The organism is Aquimarina algiphila (genome assembly GCF_007489275.1).
Lineage (GTDB): Bacteria > Bacteroidota > Bacteroidia > Flavobacteriales > Flavobacteriaceae > Aquimarina > Aquimarina algiphila.
Map to the genome: position 1 here is coordinate 79944 of NZ_VLNR01000016.1, position 18286 is coordinate 98229.

The 18286-nt window shown below is 31.7% G+C and carries 16 protein-coding genes; 4 read left to right on the forward strand and 12 right to left on the reverse strand.

The genetic code is table 11. The annotated features are described in order from the left end of the window. Positions 1-99: 99 nt before the first annotated feature. The 11 genes from FOF46_RS09890 to FOF46_RS09940 all read right to left on the reverse strand — a co-directional run bounded on the left by FOF46_RS09890 (position 100) and on the right by FOF46_RS09940 (position 11228). Positions 100-501 carry a response regulator gene (locus FOF46_RS09890; protein WP_143916346.1) on the reverse strand — a complete coding sequence of 134 codons (402 nt, stop codon included), beginning with the start codon at positions 499-501 and terminating at the stop codon, positions 100-102. Beyond that, positions 488-1024 carry an ATP-binding protein gene (locus FOF46_RS09895; RefSeq protein ID WP_167571786.1) on the reverse strand — a complete coding sequence of 179 codons (537 nt, stop codon included), beginning with the start codon at positions 1022-1024 and terminating at the stop codon, positions 488-490. The genes FOF46_RS09890 and FOF46_RS09895 overlap by 14 nt, the downstream gene beginning before the upstream one ends. Positions 1025-1116: 92 nt before the next feature. Then, positions 1117-3213: a PAS domain-containing protein gene (locus FOF46_RS09900; RefSeq protein WP_143916348.1), complete on the reverse strand. Its 2097-nt coding sequence runs from the start codon at positions 3211-3213 to the stop codon at positions 1117-1119. Between the two features lie 555 nt (positions 3214-3768). Next, complete coding sequence (locus FOF46_RS09905; RefSeq protein WP_143916362.1) at positions 3769-4080, reverse strand: EF-hand domain-containing protein; 312 nt, start codon at positions 4078-4080, stop codon at positions 3769-3771. A gap of 298 nt (positions 4081-4378) precedes the next feature. Continuing rightward, positions 4379-6838, reverse strand: coding sequence for a TonB-dependent receptor (locus FOF46_RS09910; protein WP_143916349.1), 2460 nt, complete (start codon positions 6836-6838; stop codon positions 4379-4381). A 147-nt stretch (positions 6839-6985) separates the two neighbouring features. Then, positions 6986-8014, reverse strand: a complete 1029-nt coding sequence (locus FOF46_RS09915) for a hypothetical protein (protein WP_208746766.1) — start codon at positions 8012-8014, stop codon at positions 6986-6988. 81 nt (positions 8015-8095) lie between these two features. Next, positions 8096-9430, reverse strand: a complete 1335-nt coding sequence (locus FOF46_RS09920; protein WP_143916350.1) for a YHYH protein — start codon at positions 9428-9430, stop codon at positions 8096-8098. Positions 9431-9511: 81 nt separating this feature from the next. Then, on the reverse strand, positions 9512-9925 hold the full coding sequence (locus FOF46_RS09925; RefSeq protein WP_109439078.1) for a hypothetical protein: 414 nt from the start codon (positions 9923-9925) through the stop codon (positions 9512-9514). 11 nt (positions 9926-9936) lie between these two features. Then, complete coding sequence (locus FOF46_RS09930) at positions 9937-10245, reverse strand: hypothetical protein (RefSeq protein ID WP_143916351.1); 309 nt, start codon at positions 10243-10245, stop codon at positions 9937-9939. Beyond that, positions 10245-10832 (reverse strand): RNA polymerase sigma factor, encoded by a 588-nt coding sequence (locus FOF46_RS09935; protein WP_200825180.1) that lies wholly within the window; start codon positions 10830-10832, stop codon positions 10245-10247. The genes FOF46_RS09930 and FOF46_RS09935 overlap by 1 nt, the downstream gene beginning before the upstream one ends. A gap of 81 nt (positions 10833-10913) precedes the next feature. Further along, complete coding sequence (locus FOF46_RS09940) at positions 10914-11228, reverse strand: EF-hand domain-containing protein (protein ID WP_143916352.1); 315 nt, start codon at positions 11226-11228, stop codon at positions 10914-10916. Positions 11229-11545: 317 nt separating this feature from the next. On the opposite strand from FOF46_RS09940, the gene FOF46_RS09945 reads away from it, so the two are divergent. The 3 genes from FOF46_RS09945 (at position 11546) to FOF46_RS09955 (ending at position 15844) form a co-directional block, all read left to right on the forward strand. Then, positions 11546-13264 (forward strand): carbohydrate-binding protein, encoded by a 1719-nt coding sequence (locus FOF46_RS09945; RefSeq protein ID WP_143916353.1) that lies wholly within the window; start codon positions 11546-11548, stop codon positions 13262-13264. A gap of 424 nt (positions 13265-13688) precedes the next feature. Next, positions 13689-14225 (forward strand): helix-turn-helix domain-containing protein, encoded by a 537-nt coding sequence (locus tag FOF46_RS09950; protein WP_143916354.1) that lies wholly within the window; start codon positions 13689-13691, stop codon positions 14223-14225. Between the two features lie 107 nt (positions 14226-14332). Beyond that, positions 14333-15844 (forward strand): serine hydrolase, encoded by a 1512-nt coding sequence (locus FOF46_RS09955; RefSeq protein ID WP_143916355.1) that lies wholly within the window; start codon positions 14333-14335, stop codon positions 15842-15844. A 248-nt stretch (positions 15845-16092) separates the two neighbouring features. On the opposite strand, the gene FOF46_RS09960 is transcribed toward FOF46_RS09955, so the two are convergent. Next, positions 16093-16329 (reverse strand): hypothetical protein, encoded by a 237-nt coding sequence (locus FOF46_RS09960; protein WP_143916356.1) that lies wholly within the window; start codon positions 16327-16329, stop codon positions 16093-16095. A 397-nt stretch (positions 16330-16726) separates the two neighbouring features. Between FOF46_RS09960 and FOF46_RS09965 the strand changes: the two genes are divergently transcribed. Continuing rightward, positions 16727-18211, forward strand: a complete 1485-nt coding sequence (locus FOF46_RS09965; protein WP_143916357.1) for an NADP-dependent isocitrate dehydrogenase — start codon at positions 16727-16729, stop codon at positions 18209-18211. Positions 18212-18286 lie beyond the last annotated feature (75 nt).

Below are 18286 nucleotides of genomic sequence, written 5' to 3' on the forward strand. Positions count from 1 at the left end.
TCAATGAAGATAAAACATACAGACCTAATTCATCGGAAAAATATGACAAACGAATTAGGTATACCTTTTTAAGATTTAAAAATCTTCATATACCTATTTTTATGCATTTTCAAAATCTTCTACTAAGCTTACAAGCTTTTCCATCGTGATTGGTTTCACAATATAATTACTTACAATTTCATAAGATTTTGCCTTAAGAATATCCGAAGGATCAACCGACGAAGAAACAATATAAATCAATATCTTCTTTGGCACATGAACTTTTACAAATTCTTCTAAAAACTGCCATCCATCAAGAACAGGCATATTGAGATCTAACAGTATAATATCTGGTAATTTTTCATTCGAGGTAACTAAGGATGTTAAGGCGTCCAAAGCTTCCTTTCCATCACGATATATCAAAAAATTATTACAAACCTCTGTAAGTTGCATTACTTTTTTAACACCGTAAATAAAAATTGTATCATCATCAATAATACATGCTATATCAATTTTTTTCATTTTGTATATATATTTTAAATGTGGTGCCCTTATCTACTTGACTTTCTATATCAATTTTGCCACCAATAGCTTCGACTTGATTTTTTGTTATAAATAGTCCTATTCCTCTTGCCTCTTTGTTTCTGTGAAAAGTTTTATACATACCAAAAAGTTTGGCATGATGTTTATTCAAGTCTATTCCTAAACCATTATCTTCTATATTTAATACTATAAAATCACCTTCTAAATAAGTATTAAAGATTAAATAACTATCTCTTTTTGGTGATCTATATTTTATTCCATTTGTAGTAAAATTAAGAAGTATACTATCTAAATAAGCTGGTATACCCAATATAGTAACGTGCTCTTCCACTTCATTTATTATTCTCACTCCCAATTTTTTAGCATTCATAGCAACACTATTAACTACCCTATCAATAGCTTCGCAAAGGTTTATTCCAACCAGATTTTGATCTACTGATGTATTCATTAAAACTACCTCATTTAAATGTCCTATAGTTTCAGTTAGATCATTTGAAGCCATATTAAATAGTTTTATGATTTCATGATTTTTAAAATCAGGATTTTCCTGAATGAAGAGATCTAACAACATATTAAAGTTACCCGAATGTGATTTTAGATTATGAGATACGATATGAGCAAAGTTTTTGAGTCTCTCGTTTTGTTCATTGCTACTTGCAATAGAGATTTTATTTCTTTCTCTACTTCCTTAATTTCGCTTATATTGGTAGCAACTCTTAAATAACCTGTAATAGAATTGTTAATTTTTATTGCAGTTGTAGCTAGTTGAACTGGGAACTTTGTTCCATCTTTTTTCACATAGGTCCACTCTTTGTTCAAATGTTTTTGCCTATTCAAAGGAGTTTCAATAATATCGTAACCATTGATTTCCTTACCTAATTCTTTTGATAATTCATAACCATATTCAAGCACTTCCTCATCTAAGTGAATTAGCTTGACAGTTTCTTTATTGATAACTTCATCTCGTTTATATCCTAATAAATTTTCTGCTCCTTTATTAAATTTAGTTATAACACCTTCAAGATTAGTTTCTATAATACTTACTTGTGTACTTGCTTCTAATACCCCCTCTAATTGCGCCAATGTTTCCTTCAGTTTTTGATTAGCATTAACTCTAAGGGTAATATCAGTTATTTGTGAAATAAAATATAACGGTTTCTCATTTTCATCCCTAATTATAGAAGCAGAAAGGATCACATGGACAATATGGCCTTTTTTATGGAGATATCTTTTTTCCATATGATAGTAAGATCTATCTCCATCTAACAATTCTTGAAACAATTCTAAATCCTTACTAAGGTCATCTGAATAAGTAATATCTTGAAAAGTTAAACCCAAAAGTTCTTCTGAAGTATAACCAACAATGGAACAAAGCGTATCATTTACCTCTAACCATTTACCCTTTAAATCTAAAATGGCCATACCTATAGCAGCATTTTCAAAATTTTCCCTAAATTTCTTTTCACTTAACCTTAATTGGATTTCAGTATCTTTTATCTTTGTGATATCTGTGGTAAGCATAATTATTCCTCCTACTTCGTTATTGCTCTTATACCAAGGATGTAATTTCCAAGATAACCATTGAACAGATCCATCTTCTCTTTCAAATCTATCCTCATCAGAACTAAGTATTTTTCCTGAAAGACAATTTTGATGATCTTTTTTCCAATTCTCTCCAATCTCTGGAAAAATTTCATAATGTGACTTCCCTATAATATTCTCTTCACTAATACTATAATCGACTTTCCATTTTTTAGAATGAGCTATATAGCACATGTTCTTATCGAACATAGCAATTGCACTAGGAGCTTGTTCGATAAATAATTTATGTTTCTCAAGATCTTTTTTGCTTTGAGTTATTTCTTGCAACGATCTAATAATCCATTCTGGCTCATCTTGTTTTGTCCAACTAACTATTTTACCTCGATTTAAAACCCAAATCCATTCTCCATTTTTATGCTTTACTCTAACCTCAAACTTATAAAATAGTGTTTCTCCAATAAAATGTTGTGCCACATTTTTTTCAAATTTTTCTAGATCAGAAGGATGAATACTTTTTTTAAATGTATCCATTGTAATCGGTTCTAATTCTAGTAAGGTAAATCCTAAAATTTCTGCCCAACGTTCATTACAAATCAAACGATCAATCTGCATATTCCATTCCCAAGTACCAAGATCTGTACTCTCTATAATATGCTGATAACGTTCTACTTGGTGCCTTAATTTAAGTTCTGTTTTCTTAAGCTTTGTTACATCAGTATGGGCTCCTAACATTCTCGTAGGTTTTCCTTTACTATCACGTATTATAATACCCCTACAATGAATCCATACTGTATGACCTAATTTATGCGTATAACGAACTATTTGATCGTACGGACATGATGGATCCTCACAATGATCATTAAAATTGTCCAGTGCTAGAGCGAGATCGTCTTGATTAATAATATTCTGCCATGTAGAAGAAAGATGTGGCATTTGATTAGGATCATAACCCAAAGTAATCCAAAACTTAGGATTCATCCACTCATTTTCAGGATATTCTAAATCCCAGAACCACAAACCATCTAAAGCAGAGTTTTGGATAAAATCAAAAATTGATTTATCTTGTTTTAATAAATTATATAATTCTTCTTTTAAATAATTTTCATCATATTCAACAGTTCCCAAAGACTGTTTAGAATTTTGGTACATATAGTTAATTTCATATTGGGGGGTAATTTTTATGTTAACATAAAATTAAGGATTTCATATTGATTAACAACACGCGTAAACCTCAAATTTACTACGTTTTTACCTTAAAATATAAAAACATCGTTATTCGAGTCCAAAATCTAACAAAAAATTATATAACAAGTAGACAGCTATTTTTTCGGAAAAATTAACCCCATGATCCTAAAACTAGATCCAGAAATAAAATAACTATATAAAATACACAAAATCCTGATTGGTGCGTAATTCGGTGCGTGTATTTCGAAATTCATATTTAATATTTTGATTTTCAATATCTTAAAAACTATCGGTTAGACCCTCCGACTCCACTTTAATCCTGTCTTACGGCAGGATTTTCTGTATTCAGGAGACTCTGCCAATGCGTCAACTGGCTCTTTTGTTAAATTGATCCACTGGATCAATTCTTAGCAGTTCAACTCTCTTCAATTCCACCGAAATTTAACACAAAATAAAGGTAGTTTCTTTGTTTTTCGATTTGTAATCTTTTTCTATAATTTGACTATGATTTTTATATGCCTAAATTTTACAATTTCTTTTGTTACATACCAGATCTTTCTTTGGTATTAGAAATTTCTCAAATTCTTCCATAGAGATAAAATAATCTTTATTTATATCTATTCTGTAAAAGTGTTTATTAGTTGAACCTTTTACTTCTTTAATCGATAGTAGACCATCTCCGTCTTTATCAAATTTATTAAATAATTTTTCCCATTTGGGAAGTGTGCCAGTTTTCGATCTATTGCCTAAGTGTTGGCTTGTTGCCTCCCATGAGCTTAGTAGTGTAAACATAATGGATAGTGACATCAGTTTTATCATAACAGATTTCATTGTTTTTGTTTTTATGTTATTTATTCTTAGACCAAAAATTTCAACAATAGTTGTTCTTGTTATGAGTATTTTAAATAAATCCTATACTCTTTTAAGCGAAATTTTTTTATCATTATTTAAATAAATTCTTCTCTAATCGATTAATTATTTGATAACAGGTTTTATTATTATTTTTAATCTCTTTGTATATGATCCCATTACATTCATAAAACCGGAACCCTTGATATTTAATAATTTCTCTGGTTCCTTTAGGAAGACTATAAATTTGATTATCAGAATTATACATTTTTAGTTATTTTTAAAATCCTTCTTCCTCTTCATTATTTTGCTTTTGACGTCCGTTTCTTTCCTTTTTTTGATTGATACGATAAATAAAAGATAGAGTGATTTGCCTTTCACGCCGCTGCAGTTCTCCTTCAGAGGTAAAGAAATCTGTTTCGGTTGACAATAACCGTTTTCTGGAGTTTAGTAAGTCTCTTACATTCAGGGTAACAGAAGCTTTTTCACTCAAAATATCTTTACTAAAGGCCAGATCTAAGAAAAAGATACCATCATACTTTGTTTGTGAATTCTTCCTGGGACCTCTGTAATTGGCATTGGTTTGCCATTGTATTTCTCCAGGAAGTCTAATATTTGAACTAAAACGAGAAAACCAACTTGTATTTTCAGTCCCATAGTCTACATCGTTAAAAATTCCATCTGAGACGAATTTAAAGAGGTTGAAGCTCCAATTGAATCGTATCTTTCTGGATGGGTTATATAGTATTCCTAATTCTGCTCCATAACGTTTGTTGGTAGATAAATTAACAGGTATGGAGCGAATAATAAATATCCCATCAGCTGTAGTTTGTCCGGTTTCTTCCTGAATTACTTCAAAAGAATTTGTTTCCCTTTGATAGTATATTGATGATGTCAACGTTAGCTTTTCCCAACGTTTTAAATATCCTAAGTCAAAAGCATTAGCATAAGCAGGGTCAAGATCCGGATTTCCCTGAAATATATTGATAACACTAGATCTCGAAGAAAACGGATTAATAAAAAACCCTCTGGGTCTATTAATCCTCCTGTTATAACCAAGAGAAATATTCTCATCCTCTGCTAATTCGTATATTAAGTTTACTGTTGGAAAAAGACCTAAATAATTCTTATCAAAATTTAGATCAACATCCTCTCCTAACAGTTCCTGTAATGCATCTGCATCGTACTCTGATATAACCTCACCTTTTAAACGAGTGTTTTCTAGGCGTAACCCAAACAAAAAAGATAATTTCCCAGTTTTATCACCATATTGAGAATACAATGCATTGATGTTCTCTGTATAGTTAAATTGATTGGTAAGATCTTGATTGATCTCAAATTCTCCTGTATTAAGATTAAGGGTATCCAATTGATACACTGTAACTTCTTTTTCAAAATCACCTCGATACCCTGCCTCAAATTGCTTATCCCCAATAGGCAATACATAATCCGTCTGTAACAGAAACTCATTCTGTGTTTCGGTCTCAAAAACCGCCTCTTCACTAAGCAACTGATTATCAGGAATAATAATATTCTCATCAATAGTAGTAATTACCTCCTCTTTATTATATCCATATTGAAAATCAGCAGTAAGTTGATGACCTTCGTCATTAAAATTATTGGTATAATTCAAAGAAGCTTGATAACTTTTATCATCTTCACTTTGATCTTCATTTCTTAATGTAATATCGTTAATATCATTCTGAGCAAATCGTTGACTATTGTTTTCTGTGGTTTCATGTTCATCAGAAAAGCGTGCAAAAATGCTTCCGGTAAGTGAAGATTTTTTGGTTAGATAATACTCCATACCCAAATTGACATTAAATCCCAAATTTTCACGAGATACGTCTCTTTCTTCAATAATCCTGGTATAAGTCCCATTGGTATATGAATTGTCAAAAAATGCACTTCCGGGCGGTTCGCGATAAAAATAACCAAGAGTATTAAAAATGTTGAATTTATCCGAACGTAAATTAAAGTTAGTAGTAATCTGACTTGCTGTGGGATACCCAATATTAGTATTGATAGATCCATTTAGACCAAGAGTCTTTTCTTTTCGAAGAATAATATTTAATATCCCTGCTGTTCCCTCTGCATCGTATCTTGCCGATGGACTTGTAATTACCTCTACCCGTTCTATGGCATCAGCTGGTAATTGCTGTAAAATATCACTAGATCCAAATCCCACTAAGGCAGATGGTTTACCATTGATCAGTATGCGAACATTTTCATTTCCTCTTAAACTTATCGTACCATCTACATCCACAGCTACCGAAGGAACATTGTTCAAGACATCACTTATATTGGCACCACCTACAGTAAGATCCTTACCTATGTTGTAGATTTTTTTATCCAACCTAAGTTCTACGGTAGTTTTTTCTCCAATTATTGTTACTTCATCTAATGCCTCTGTATCGATGGTAAGAGTAATAGCTCCCAAGTCAATTGAACTTTGTAAATTTTGTTTTTCAAGGACATAGGGCTTATAAGAAATATATTCTACGCGTATGATATAGTTTCCGGGTGAGGTTTTTATATTAAACTTTCCACTTGCATCTGTAATCCCTCCATTAACCACACCCGGATTATCTAAATTTTGAAGCACTAAAGTTGCGTATTCCAGAGGTTCATCAGTTGCTTCGTCCAAAACAACCCCTTTTATATCTATAGTATTTCTTTGGGCAGAAGCCAGATAAAAGTTGAAAAACAATAATAACAGTATAAAGCCCTTGAAATTCATATTTTTTTAGCAGAATTGTATTAAATCGAATATTTATTGCTTAAACTTAAAGGAATATGATGTTAACAAAAGCTAATTTCAGCCAATAGACATAGCTTTTCATTAAACTCTAATTGCGGTTCAGTAAGTAATATTGTGAAAGATATTTTATTGAACAGTATAGCTAACAATCACTTCATTGTCCAAAATAACATTGGTAGACCATATGAATTCTGCATCATTTTCTGGATCGTCAAAAATATCAGTAAAGTTCGTATATGATGGTTTGTTATTCACGACAATAGTTTCATTGGTATAGGTTGTCGCATCAGGCCAATCAGAAGTATCAAAATTTTCATTCATCCAAGTACTAGGTAATTCCCAGTGTAAGGCATAAAATGAAGTCCCATCATTCTCACTAGCCGTATCGCAATTAGATGAACTTCTTGTCGTTCCGCTTTCAGTAGGACAGCTTAAATCTTTGATAGGAGACGTATAAAATGTTTGTGCCTTCCACTCACTTCCGGTAGTAGCTATTATATTTTGTAAAACATCCTTAAAAACAGCCACCATACCACCATCACCAGTATAATAATCACTACCTTGATTGTTCTCTGAACCTAATCCCAAATTTTCTTCCCAATCCACCAATTTCATAGCAATTGTAAATGGTCGCGACACTCTAAACTTTACGATATGTGAGTTGAATTCAGTAAATGGTATGGCGTCTTTACCTACAAACTCTCCATTTATGTAAAGCTCGAAATAATTATCAGCAAAAATGTATCCGGTAATAACTTCTCCATCAGTATCAATTTCTATAATATCATTGTCATCAAATGCTGCTAAGGCCTCTGTTGCTGTAGAATATTGAATGCCATCAGGATTAAACAAATCAGGAGCAAATGGAAAAACACTATTATTATAGTTTACTTCTGCCGGTACAGTCCAAACCGAATTGTCTGCCGCGGTTATCGTTCCAACTCCGGCCACTCGTTGGCCTGGAAGATATAAGTTATCTATTGTTGTAGTTGCCAAACCCTGTGATACAGAAGCTGTACCTAAATATTCACCAGTAACTGGGTTATCATCATCTGAATCTGTATTATTATCATCAGAATTGTCGTTATCACAATTTAAACAAGATAAGGCCATAAGCCATAGAATCATCATATACATATATCTACTAGTTTTCATTTTTATTTATTTATGGATTAAAGAGTTAATTATCATTGCTGAGATTTCAGTACCTCCAATTTATTTTCAACAATCGAATCCTTATCTCTGATAAGTTTCAATCATTACATTCCCCTCATTGTCAATGTATTCATAAGTGTATAAATTGTTTTCATCCCAGCTATAATTGATATAATATAAATCAGTTTCAATTTGATATTCTAGGGAGTATGCATTAGTACCTGTTGAAGTAAATCCAGTAATTACTGCACCTGGTAATGGTGTTAATGCAGGTCTGACCTCTTGGGTCATAGCTTGTGGCAAGATTTGATCTTCAGGAGCAGTCGTGTTTGGATCTAATGCTACTTCACCTCGCATCCCTGCTATAAAATATGGAAATGTATCCGTGGTATGATATTGGTATGAACCATCTTCATTAAACTTTCCCAGATATTCGTCCAATTCATCTGTCGTTTTTCCATAAACTGGAAAACCATCAAGTGCGTATGCTAAAGGTTGATCAGAGCCTATAATCGCTTCTAAATGTGTTGGAGGAATATGATAATGATAATCGTCTGCTCTTCCGCAATGTCCTCCCCAATTATCTAATTCACCAATAATCAATGCGTCTTCTCCACGGTTGTTTAGAGGATTAAAAATTGGGATTCCGTTAACTGCTACAGCAATAGCACCTCTCATAAAATGTTCTGAAGACAACAATGGGGTTTCTGCTAACACAGGTTGTAATGGGAAAGCCCAGCTATTTTCTCCTGTATAATTTTGATCTATTGGAACTTGTTGCTGCCAATTTGTAATACCAACCATCATGCTATGCTCAGGAATTCCTGCTGACGAAACATAAAAAAAGGTGTCATCTGAGTTTGTTGTGACATCAGAAAAATGTCCAAAATATGCTTCTAATGCTATAATATCGTTTGCTGGGACAGATATTGGTTCATTTGTAGAATCATCTGTAGAATTATCACAAGCAAGCAAGATCAAAACCAATATAGCAAATAATGTATTCACCATCAATTGCTTTCTCTTTTTAAAAAGAAAAAAGAGTACAACAGATAAAAAAAATAGTCCTGCTAGAACTTTCTTTTTTGTTGTTTCTATCGATAGCCAAGATTGATTTTTGTTACCACTTTGATCATAATGGCCAAGATGATTGATGGCATTGATAAATGCAACCCTTTTTTCAATACGCTTTTGATCATCATAAGAGAATGAACTTATATGATACGCTACAATTTTTCCTGATTTTGTCTCCAAAAACACGATACCTTCTTCTGATTTTAAAAAAGAGGCTTCAATAGTTTTGTTATCGATTGTCCATTTTGTACCATTTTTAGATCCATGTCCTTCTGGGTGAGCAGATATATTTATACTAAATATTAAAAAAACTGCTAAAAGTGAAAATGAGAATGGTTTCATAATAAAATAATTTTGAGTTTATCTTTTGACAAGAACCAAGATCAAATCCTTCGCAGATTTTGAGTTTTTTTTAAAGTTTTTTTATCTAAGTATGAATTTCACTGCTTTGTCTTTAAAATATTTATATTGAATCAGTTGTTCTTTTCTTAAAACGGATTTCATAGCTTCAAAATGCTCTTCTGTAATTTTTATTTTTTGAGCTTCAATATCTTTTATGCAATCTAAAAAAGAGTTTGACGGAGCCCGAAAATATTCTTGAATGCATTGCTTTTGTTTATTTCTTAATTCAGACATGGCTTTACCATGCCTTCTACTAATTTTTTTGAATTGTATGTCTTGAGCTTGATCCAAATGCAGAATTTCTATGGCATCAGGTTTGGAAGGTCTGTTAGATTTATCCAATGGTTTTTTTACCCATAAGGTATAACCAACCTGTATTATATTAAGTACTAATAAAATAATTACGACAGTTTTATACAGTAGTTCTTTTTTCATTCTTTATGTTTTTAAAAAGTATAATCTGATAGTAAAGAGATTTCATTATTGTGGCTCTCTAATACATTCTTTATATTATCATTTTGTAGTTTCAATGCATATACATTTACTATAACAATAATTATTGATGCAGCAGCTATCCATGTTAGATGAACCAATGGAATAATTTTACTTTCTTTATTATTCGGAATCTTAGCAATTATTTCATTAAATAAACCATCTTTAGGAATAGCACGTTTTGCATTATCAAAACTTCTTAAAACCTCATCTACCCATTGTTCTTTTTTACCCATTACTTTAAAATTACTTCCTTTAGACACTATTTTTTTGATTTTCCTTCGGGGTAAATAGAAATTAATTGTTTTCTCAATTGAGATTTTGCCCTTTGTAACAAACCTTCAATTGATTTTAGAGTAACCCCCATTATATTACCTACTTCATGTCGCGGCAACCCTTCAATATAACTCAAAATAAAAGCGGTCTTTTGATTGGCTGGAAGTTTATCAATCGCAGTAAGCAAAAACCAGGCTTTTTCTTGGTTTTCTAGCTGAATTCCAGGATGATTAAAATCTACACTATGTGATTCTTGGATTTCACTTCCTGACAAGGGTAACCTCTTTCTTTTTTCCAACTGATTAAGTGCTTTGTTTATAGTTATTCTATAGATCCAAGTACTTACTTTAGATTTTCCTCTAAATGTTTCTGCTTTATTATAAATAGTTAAAAAAACATCTTGTGTAATCTCTTCGGCCTCCTCGATATTTTGTAAATAGCCAATTGCCGTATGGTATACTTTATCCTTATACAATACATATAACCGATGAAATGCCCTGTGATTACCTTGTGCTATTTTTTTAAGAAGCCGAGTTTCTATATGCTTACAAATTATGGTTAACCTTTGTTGTATTCTTTTTTTTCAGAACAGTACTTTTACAATAACTCGCTATACCTTATCTATAAAAAGTATCTTTTTACCTTATTTATTCTTTTATTGCCTTCTTCCCTGCTGCGGTCTTTGTCGATTAGGTTTTGGTGCTTTTTCTATTTCCTCTTTTGAAAGAAAACCATCGCTGTTAGTATCGATTTTAGAAAAATCATTTTTTAAAGGACCTTTGACTTCTGTTTCTGATAGTTTACCATCTTTATCTACATCCATAGTTTCAAAAATCTGATCTATATTAGGAGGCCCTTGATTTCCTTTACCTCTTGCTTTCGAATTTGTAGTTTCATTAGTAGATTTACAAGATGAAACAAATGATGACACCATCAATACGATCAATAATTTTAGCATATTGCTTTTCATAATTAACATTTTTTGTTTATTAAATAAGACTATGAATTTTGGGAAAAGTGAAGAAAAAAGATGTTGTTTTCAGTGAGTCAAACAAAGTTTTCAGTGAATGAAAATTTTGGCTCTGCAAACCAATTTTTACTTATTCGTTTTGAGCCCATTTTTGGGAAACCTCTCATTTAATTTGTCTCCTGTTTGTGTTATTTAAAAAACAAAAAGAATACTGATGCAAGCTATTTTATGACCTACGTTTAAACCTTTTAGTATCTTTAAGCTTAAGGTTCAAATAATCAAGTAGCAAAAGCATAGGTCAAATTAAACTTTATATAATGAGCAAAATTTTTTGGGTTACCACTACGTTATTCTTTCATTTCCTGTCTTACGCTTCACTACCCCAATCGTTCGATCCCAATATATCTGAAGAACTTCGTATGAGGGACGGGATGCCTAATTTATTCAAAAAAACAAACAATAAAAGTAATATTACCATAGGGTTTATTGGGGGCAGCATTACTCGACAAACCGGCTGGAGTGATAATGTATTTACCTGGTTTCAAAATCAATATAAGGATATTAGTTTTACCGAAATAAATGCAGCAGTTCCTGGCACAGGAGCAGATTTTGCAGCTAGTCGAGTAAAGGATAATTTACTCATTCATAAACCTGATGTGGTTTTTATTGAATATCGTGTAAACGGTGGAGGTGGATATGAAGCACGTGCCATTGAAGGCTTGATCTGCCAAATATGGGAAACAGATCCAAATATCGATATCTGCTTCGTATATACCGTAGGAGAATGGATGTTAGATAGGTTAATGAATGGTAAACAATACGGTTTTGGTATTATTATAGAGGAAATGGCCAATAAATACGGCATCCCTTCAATTGATTTTGGAGTCGAAGTAGTGAAACAACTAAAAGCCAATCAGCTGGTTTTTAAAAATTCCAATCCGGTTGAGGGCAAAGTAGTATTTTCTAAAGACGGCGTGCATCCAAATACTGATGGCCACAAAATATATAGTGATATAGCCATTCGATCTATTTTGTCTATGCATGAAATAGGTGAAAGTGGACCGCATACAATTCCTAATCCCATTGTGTACAATCATTTTTCAAACAGCTCATTGTTATCGGTCCACAATGTCATAAAAAGTTCAGGTTGGCAAAGTGTGGACATAAATACAGATGCTGTTTATATTAGTGACCGATATAGAACTAACAGTATGTTAAGCGATGCACTTAAGTGTTCAAAGGTGAATGAAACTCTGACATTTAACTGGGAAGGAGATTTAATTTGCTTCACAACCATTCCTCAAGGTAAAGGCATGGAAGTTGAAATTATCATTGACAACGGTGCACCCGAGACCTTTACTTTTGAGCAAAGCTCAGGAAATGTATATTTTTCAAAATTCTTTTATGCCAAACAACAAGAGGTTGGACAGCATACCGCAAAACTAAAAGTAACGAAATTACCGGACGGAACATCTATTTATATTGGTCAGGCTATGGTGCATAACTTACCTTCTGAAAGTAATCTTGAGGATAAGCAAAAACCTTTTAAAGAAGTTCATACTATTCCTGGACGAATTGAGGCTGAAGATTTTGACACAGGAGGAGAAGGTATTGCTTTTCATGAAGTTAATACCAATAAGAAATCAGAAACCAATTACCGGAGTGAACAAGATTTGGATGTTGAGATTGAAACAAAACCAAACCAATCAAACAGACATATAATAAGCTGGACAAGAGATAATGAATGGCTAGAATACACCATACAGGTAAAAAACACAGGCGAATATATGATTAAAGCAATGGCTACTGCACGTAATGATGCTATGGAACAAAAGGGTTTACATCTTTTTTTGGATGGAAAAGCTTTAACCGATAAAATTAGTGTAACACCATCAGACGATTGGTTTTCGGATTGGGCTGAATATTCTGTTAACACAAAATTGGAAGCTGGAGAACATGTGCTGCGTGTTAAGTTTTTCACTACAAGTCGCTGGTGTATAAACCTCGACTATTTGGAGTTTATTGCAAAACCATAACACCAACTCGATAGTTGGAATTGAATACGCTGTCGCTCGACTTTTTTAAAAAAGCAGAAACCAAATTTGAAATTTTGGAAAAATTAAAAGTTGATTAATACTATTATTCATCAAAAGATTATAAAAGCTTTTTAAATTGAGATAACATTGTTCTTTTTCAGGACACTTTTCATTCCGATTATGAGAAGAAGAAATGTGACGTAAATGTTAAACTAAGTAGTTTACAAAAAAAATAAAATAGTGATAACAATTTGTATATTGCATATGCAGCCTTAAGGATGTACATTATATATACAATGTTATAAACAAACTAAAATTGAAGCTAATGAAATAAATATTATAGATTAAAACTACCAATATCAACATAGTATATATACTACTAGAAAAAAGACTAACCAAATCATAATTTTATATAATATAATAAATGTCCAAACTTCTAGAATATCGAGAGAAATTAAATCTTACCCAAGAAGAACTGGCAGAAAAATCAAGAATCTCTGTCAGAACGATACAGAGAATTGAAGCTGGAGCTAGACTAAAAGGACATACTTTAAATGCTATTTCTGAAGCATTAAATATTAGTAAAGAAGAATTAGTCAAAGAAAAAAGTGAAGAAACTTTGGATCTTAAGCTTGTAAAATTGATTAATCTATCTTCGTTACCATTTGTTGCAATTCCCTTTGCAAACATACTCGTTCCAGCTGCTATTATTTATTTTAAAAAAGAATATAATTCATTGACAAAACAAATTATTTCAGTTCAAATAATGTGGACTATTGTTTCAGGTACTTTATTTTTATTGAGCCCTTTTTTCAATAGAGTATTTACATCAGATATTAGACTTACCTTACCTGTCCTGATAGTTTCTATTTTATTAAACATTATAATAATCCTAATAAATGCTATAGGATTAGACAAAAACAAAAGTCTTCGTATACACCTGAAATTTAGCATCATATAAAAAATGTCGGGAATTTGTCGGGATTTTATCGGGGTGTTTTCCTACTAATTTATTTTTAATTTACTGAGTATTGCATCATTGTTTAACCAAAATTATAATCAATAACAATGAAGCAATTCAATCTACTTATTTTTACAATCTTAATTCTTCTTTCTAAAAATATTCAGTCACAAGTTTCTAAAAATTCAACATTTTTTAAAGAGTTAAAAAGTGTTGATAGTCTATTCTTTGAGGAAGGCTTTAATAAATGTAACTTTCAAATACTAGAAAAATATATCCCATCAGATTTTGAGTTTTATCATGATGAAAACGGTGTACAAAACAGAGAACAGTTTATAAAAGGTTTTAAAGAAAGTATTTGTTCAAATACCGAAAAGAAGCCAATCAGAAAAGTAGTTAAAGAAAGTCTCCAGGTTTTTAGATTAAAAAACAATGGAGAAACATACGGAGCTATTCAAAAAGGTGTTCATCTATTTTATATCAAAGAACCTAATAAACGAATGTATCTTACTAATATTGCAAAATTTACATCTGTTTGGAATATCAAAAATGGGCAATGGAAACTATCCAGAGTCTTAAGTTATGATCACAAAGAACCGAAAGCAGATTACGGATCTGGCTTTAATGCAAATTACCCAATACCATTATTTGAGAATGATAAAGAAGTAGAAGCACTATTAAAAAAACATAAAATCCCATCTATATCAATTGGCTTAATCCAGCAAGGTAAAGTGAGTCAAATAAGAACTTTTGGTTTTCAACAAGATACCATAAAAACTGGAATTAATAGTATTTATAAAGTGGCTTCATTGACTAAACCTGTTGTCGCCAATGTAGTACTAAAACTGGTAGATATGAATAAGCTAAACCTTGATGAACCACTATCCAAATACTATGTTGATAATGATTTAAAAGGACATCCATTTTTGACTAAATTAACCGCACGCAACATATTAACACATCAATCTGGTTTACCTAATTGGAGATATTTAACAAAAAATAAAAAATTAAGTTTTCTAAGAGAGCCTGGTATCCAATGGGAGTATTCTGGAGAAGGGTTTGAATATTTACGAAAAGCCATTGAAAGTAAACTCCAAAAACCTCTAGAAGTAATAGCTCAAGAATTACTGTTTGTTCCTTTAGAAATGAGAAACACTTCATTTTATTGGACATCAGATGTTAACGAGGATCTATATGCCGTAGAACACGACGAAAATGGTAAAAAGATTGCCTTTAAAAAATATACTAAAACTAATGCTGCAGCAAACTTACTAACAACTACAGAAGATTATTCTAAATTTTTAGTTCATATTTTAAATGGTGCGGGAATTTCCAGAGAATTATATCAAGAATTCATCAAACCACAGTCTAAAGAAAAAGAAGGAATATTTTGGGGCTTAGGAATACAAATATTACCCAACTTAAACAAAAACGAAACTGTGTTAATGCATACCGGAGGAGATTATGGAACCAAAACACTTGCTATTATTTCATTAAAATCTAAAAAAGGATTAGTTGTATTTGCAAATTCTGAAAACGGAATGATTTTATGGAATAAATTATTGAATGAATATTTACCGAATTTTGGGGCAGAAATAATGAGTAGAAATATGAAATAGAAGAATCATATCGAATACACAACAATTTGTATATTACATATACATCTTTTTAGGCCACAATCTACCATACAAAGCATATTATGCACAATATCAGATAGAATCACAAGTTACTCCAAAATTTGCACTTTGATATATAAATTGTGGATACACTAAATAGTGTAAGAAATTATGATAGAAAAAAAAGAAAGCAATTCAAGAGAAATAAGAATATTGATAGTAAATATAATAGTGTCTTTATTCATTTTATTTCAAGCCTTAAATGGATTTGGAAGAAGAGATATGGGTTTTGGATTTACACTTCTAATTGCCAATATATTTATTAACTTTTCCCTTTCTTTTCTATTTAAAGAGAGTGTATTTTTAAAGTATTTCCTTATCGTAAGTTTTATGCTACATTCAAGTGTGCTAATTCTTGTAATATTTTCTGATTCATCACCTTTAATTAATAGAATTATTGTATTTATAATCCTTGAAATTATTGCCACAGTTCTTTTTTTAATTTTCTTTAAAATTCTAAATAGGAAAATGAAAAACAGACAAAATACTATACAAAACAATCTATAAAAAATAGCTTAAATGTACAACCAAGGCATTTATACAAATTGACTTATGGTTTTCATATTTATATATGTATACTGTTCTATTTTCAAAGTTAACATAGAAAAATCATTAACTCTCTATTTATACTTATAATAATTAGTATTAACTATTTTTATACAATAAAAAAACCTATGCTCCTTTAGAGTCTACCAGATATAAACCTTCAGATTTAAGAGACATCACATCAATTCATTAAATTTATTAATGATTTTAATAAAATATATAAATAAAAATTTATGATATGTAATTTGCATCTTTGCTTTAATCAAAAATAAAATAAAGATGAAGCACAACACTTTAGTTCAAAACAAGAATATAAATAGGTCGGATAAGTTAATAAAAGTTGCTGTAGCTCAAGGTGATGGTATAGGTCCCGAAATAATGTCTGCTACGCTGAAAATTTTAACAGCTGCAGGAGCGAATATTGAGCCTGAGTTCATAGATCTTGGAGAACAAGTGTACTTATCGGGAAACACAGCTGGTATTAGTAAGAACTCCTGGGAGGTCATAAATCGCAATAAATTAATCTTGAAAGCACCGATTACTACTCCACAAGGTAAGGGGTATAAGAGTCTAAATGTGACTCTGAGAAAATCACTTGGATTATATGCCAATGTACGTCCGGTTAACGCCTTGCACCCTTTTGTTCAAACTCACTTCCCTGATATGGATGTGGTTATTATCCGTGAGAATGAAGAAGACTTATATGCAGGAATAGAACATCAACAAACACAAGATGTAGTACAATGTTTAAAACTAATTACAAGACCAGGTTGTGAGCGAATAATTCGATATGCTTTTGAATACGCAAAAGCATATGGAAGAAAAAAAGTCACTTGTATGGTGAAAGATAATATTATGAAGCTGACCGATGGATTATTTCATCAAGTATTTAATGAAATCGCATTAGAATATGAAGATATCAAAAGTGAATCTCAGATTATCGATATAGGATCTGCAAAACTAGCCGCTCATCCAGAGAACTATGATGTTATTGTGACCTCAAATTTATATGGAGACATCATATCAGATATTGCAGCCGAAATAGCTGGATCTGTGGGGATGGCAGGCTCTGCAAATATTGGTACTAATGTCGCTATGTTTGAAGCGATCCATGGTTCTGCTCCTGATATTGCCGGACAACATATTGCAAATCCTTCAGGACTTATAAATGCTTCTGTACTTATGTTAGCACATTTAGGTCAATTAGAAATCGCTGATCAAATTAAAAATGCCTGGTTAACAACAATTGAACAAGGATATCATACAGCAGATATTTATCAGGAAGGAAAAAGCAAGAAAAAGGTATCAACACAAGAATTTGCAGATGAAGTAATCGCTAGATTAGGAACCGCTCCAAAAGATTTAATCACTAGCAAATTGACCGAAGGTTCTGGAGTTATGAAAACCTTCGAGTACAAAAGAAAAAAATCAAAGAAAGTATTAGTAGGTGTCGACGTATTTATTGATTGGGAAGGTTCTGACCCGAAAGAAATTGGAGATGCTTTGTCTATAATTAATTCCTATAATCTAAAACTGAAAATGATTACAAATCGCGGAGTGAAAGTATACCCAAACGGTTTAGAAGAAACATATTGTACAGATCATTGGAGATGTCGATTTGTGGCTGTGGACGCTGAAATACTGAAAACAATTCCAATTTATAATGCTATTGATCACGAACAAATCATAGCTCTTTTGTCTAAGTTACATAGTGGAAATTCTTGCCAAACTGACCCACCTATTCCTATTATATTGACCCAGTAAATCCTATTTAAACTGACCCACCTATTCTTGTTTAAATTGACCCACCCCCAAAAGTGTGTGTATTAAATAACTTGT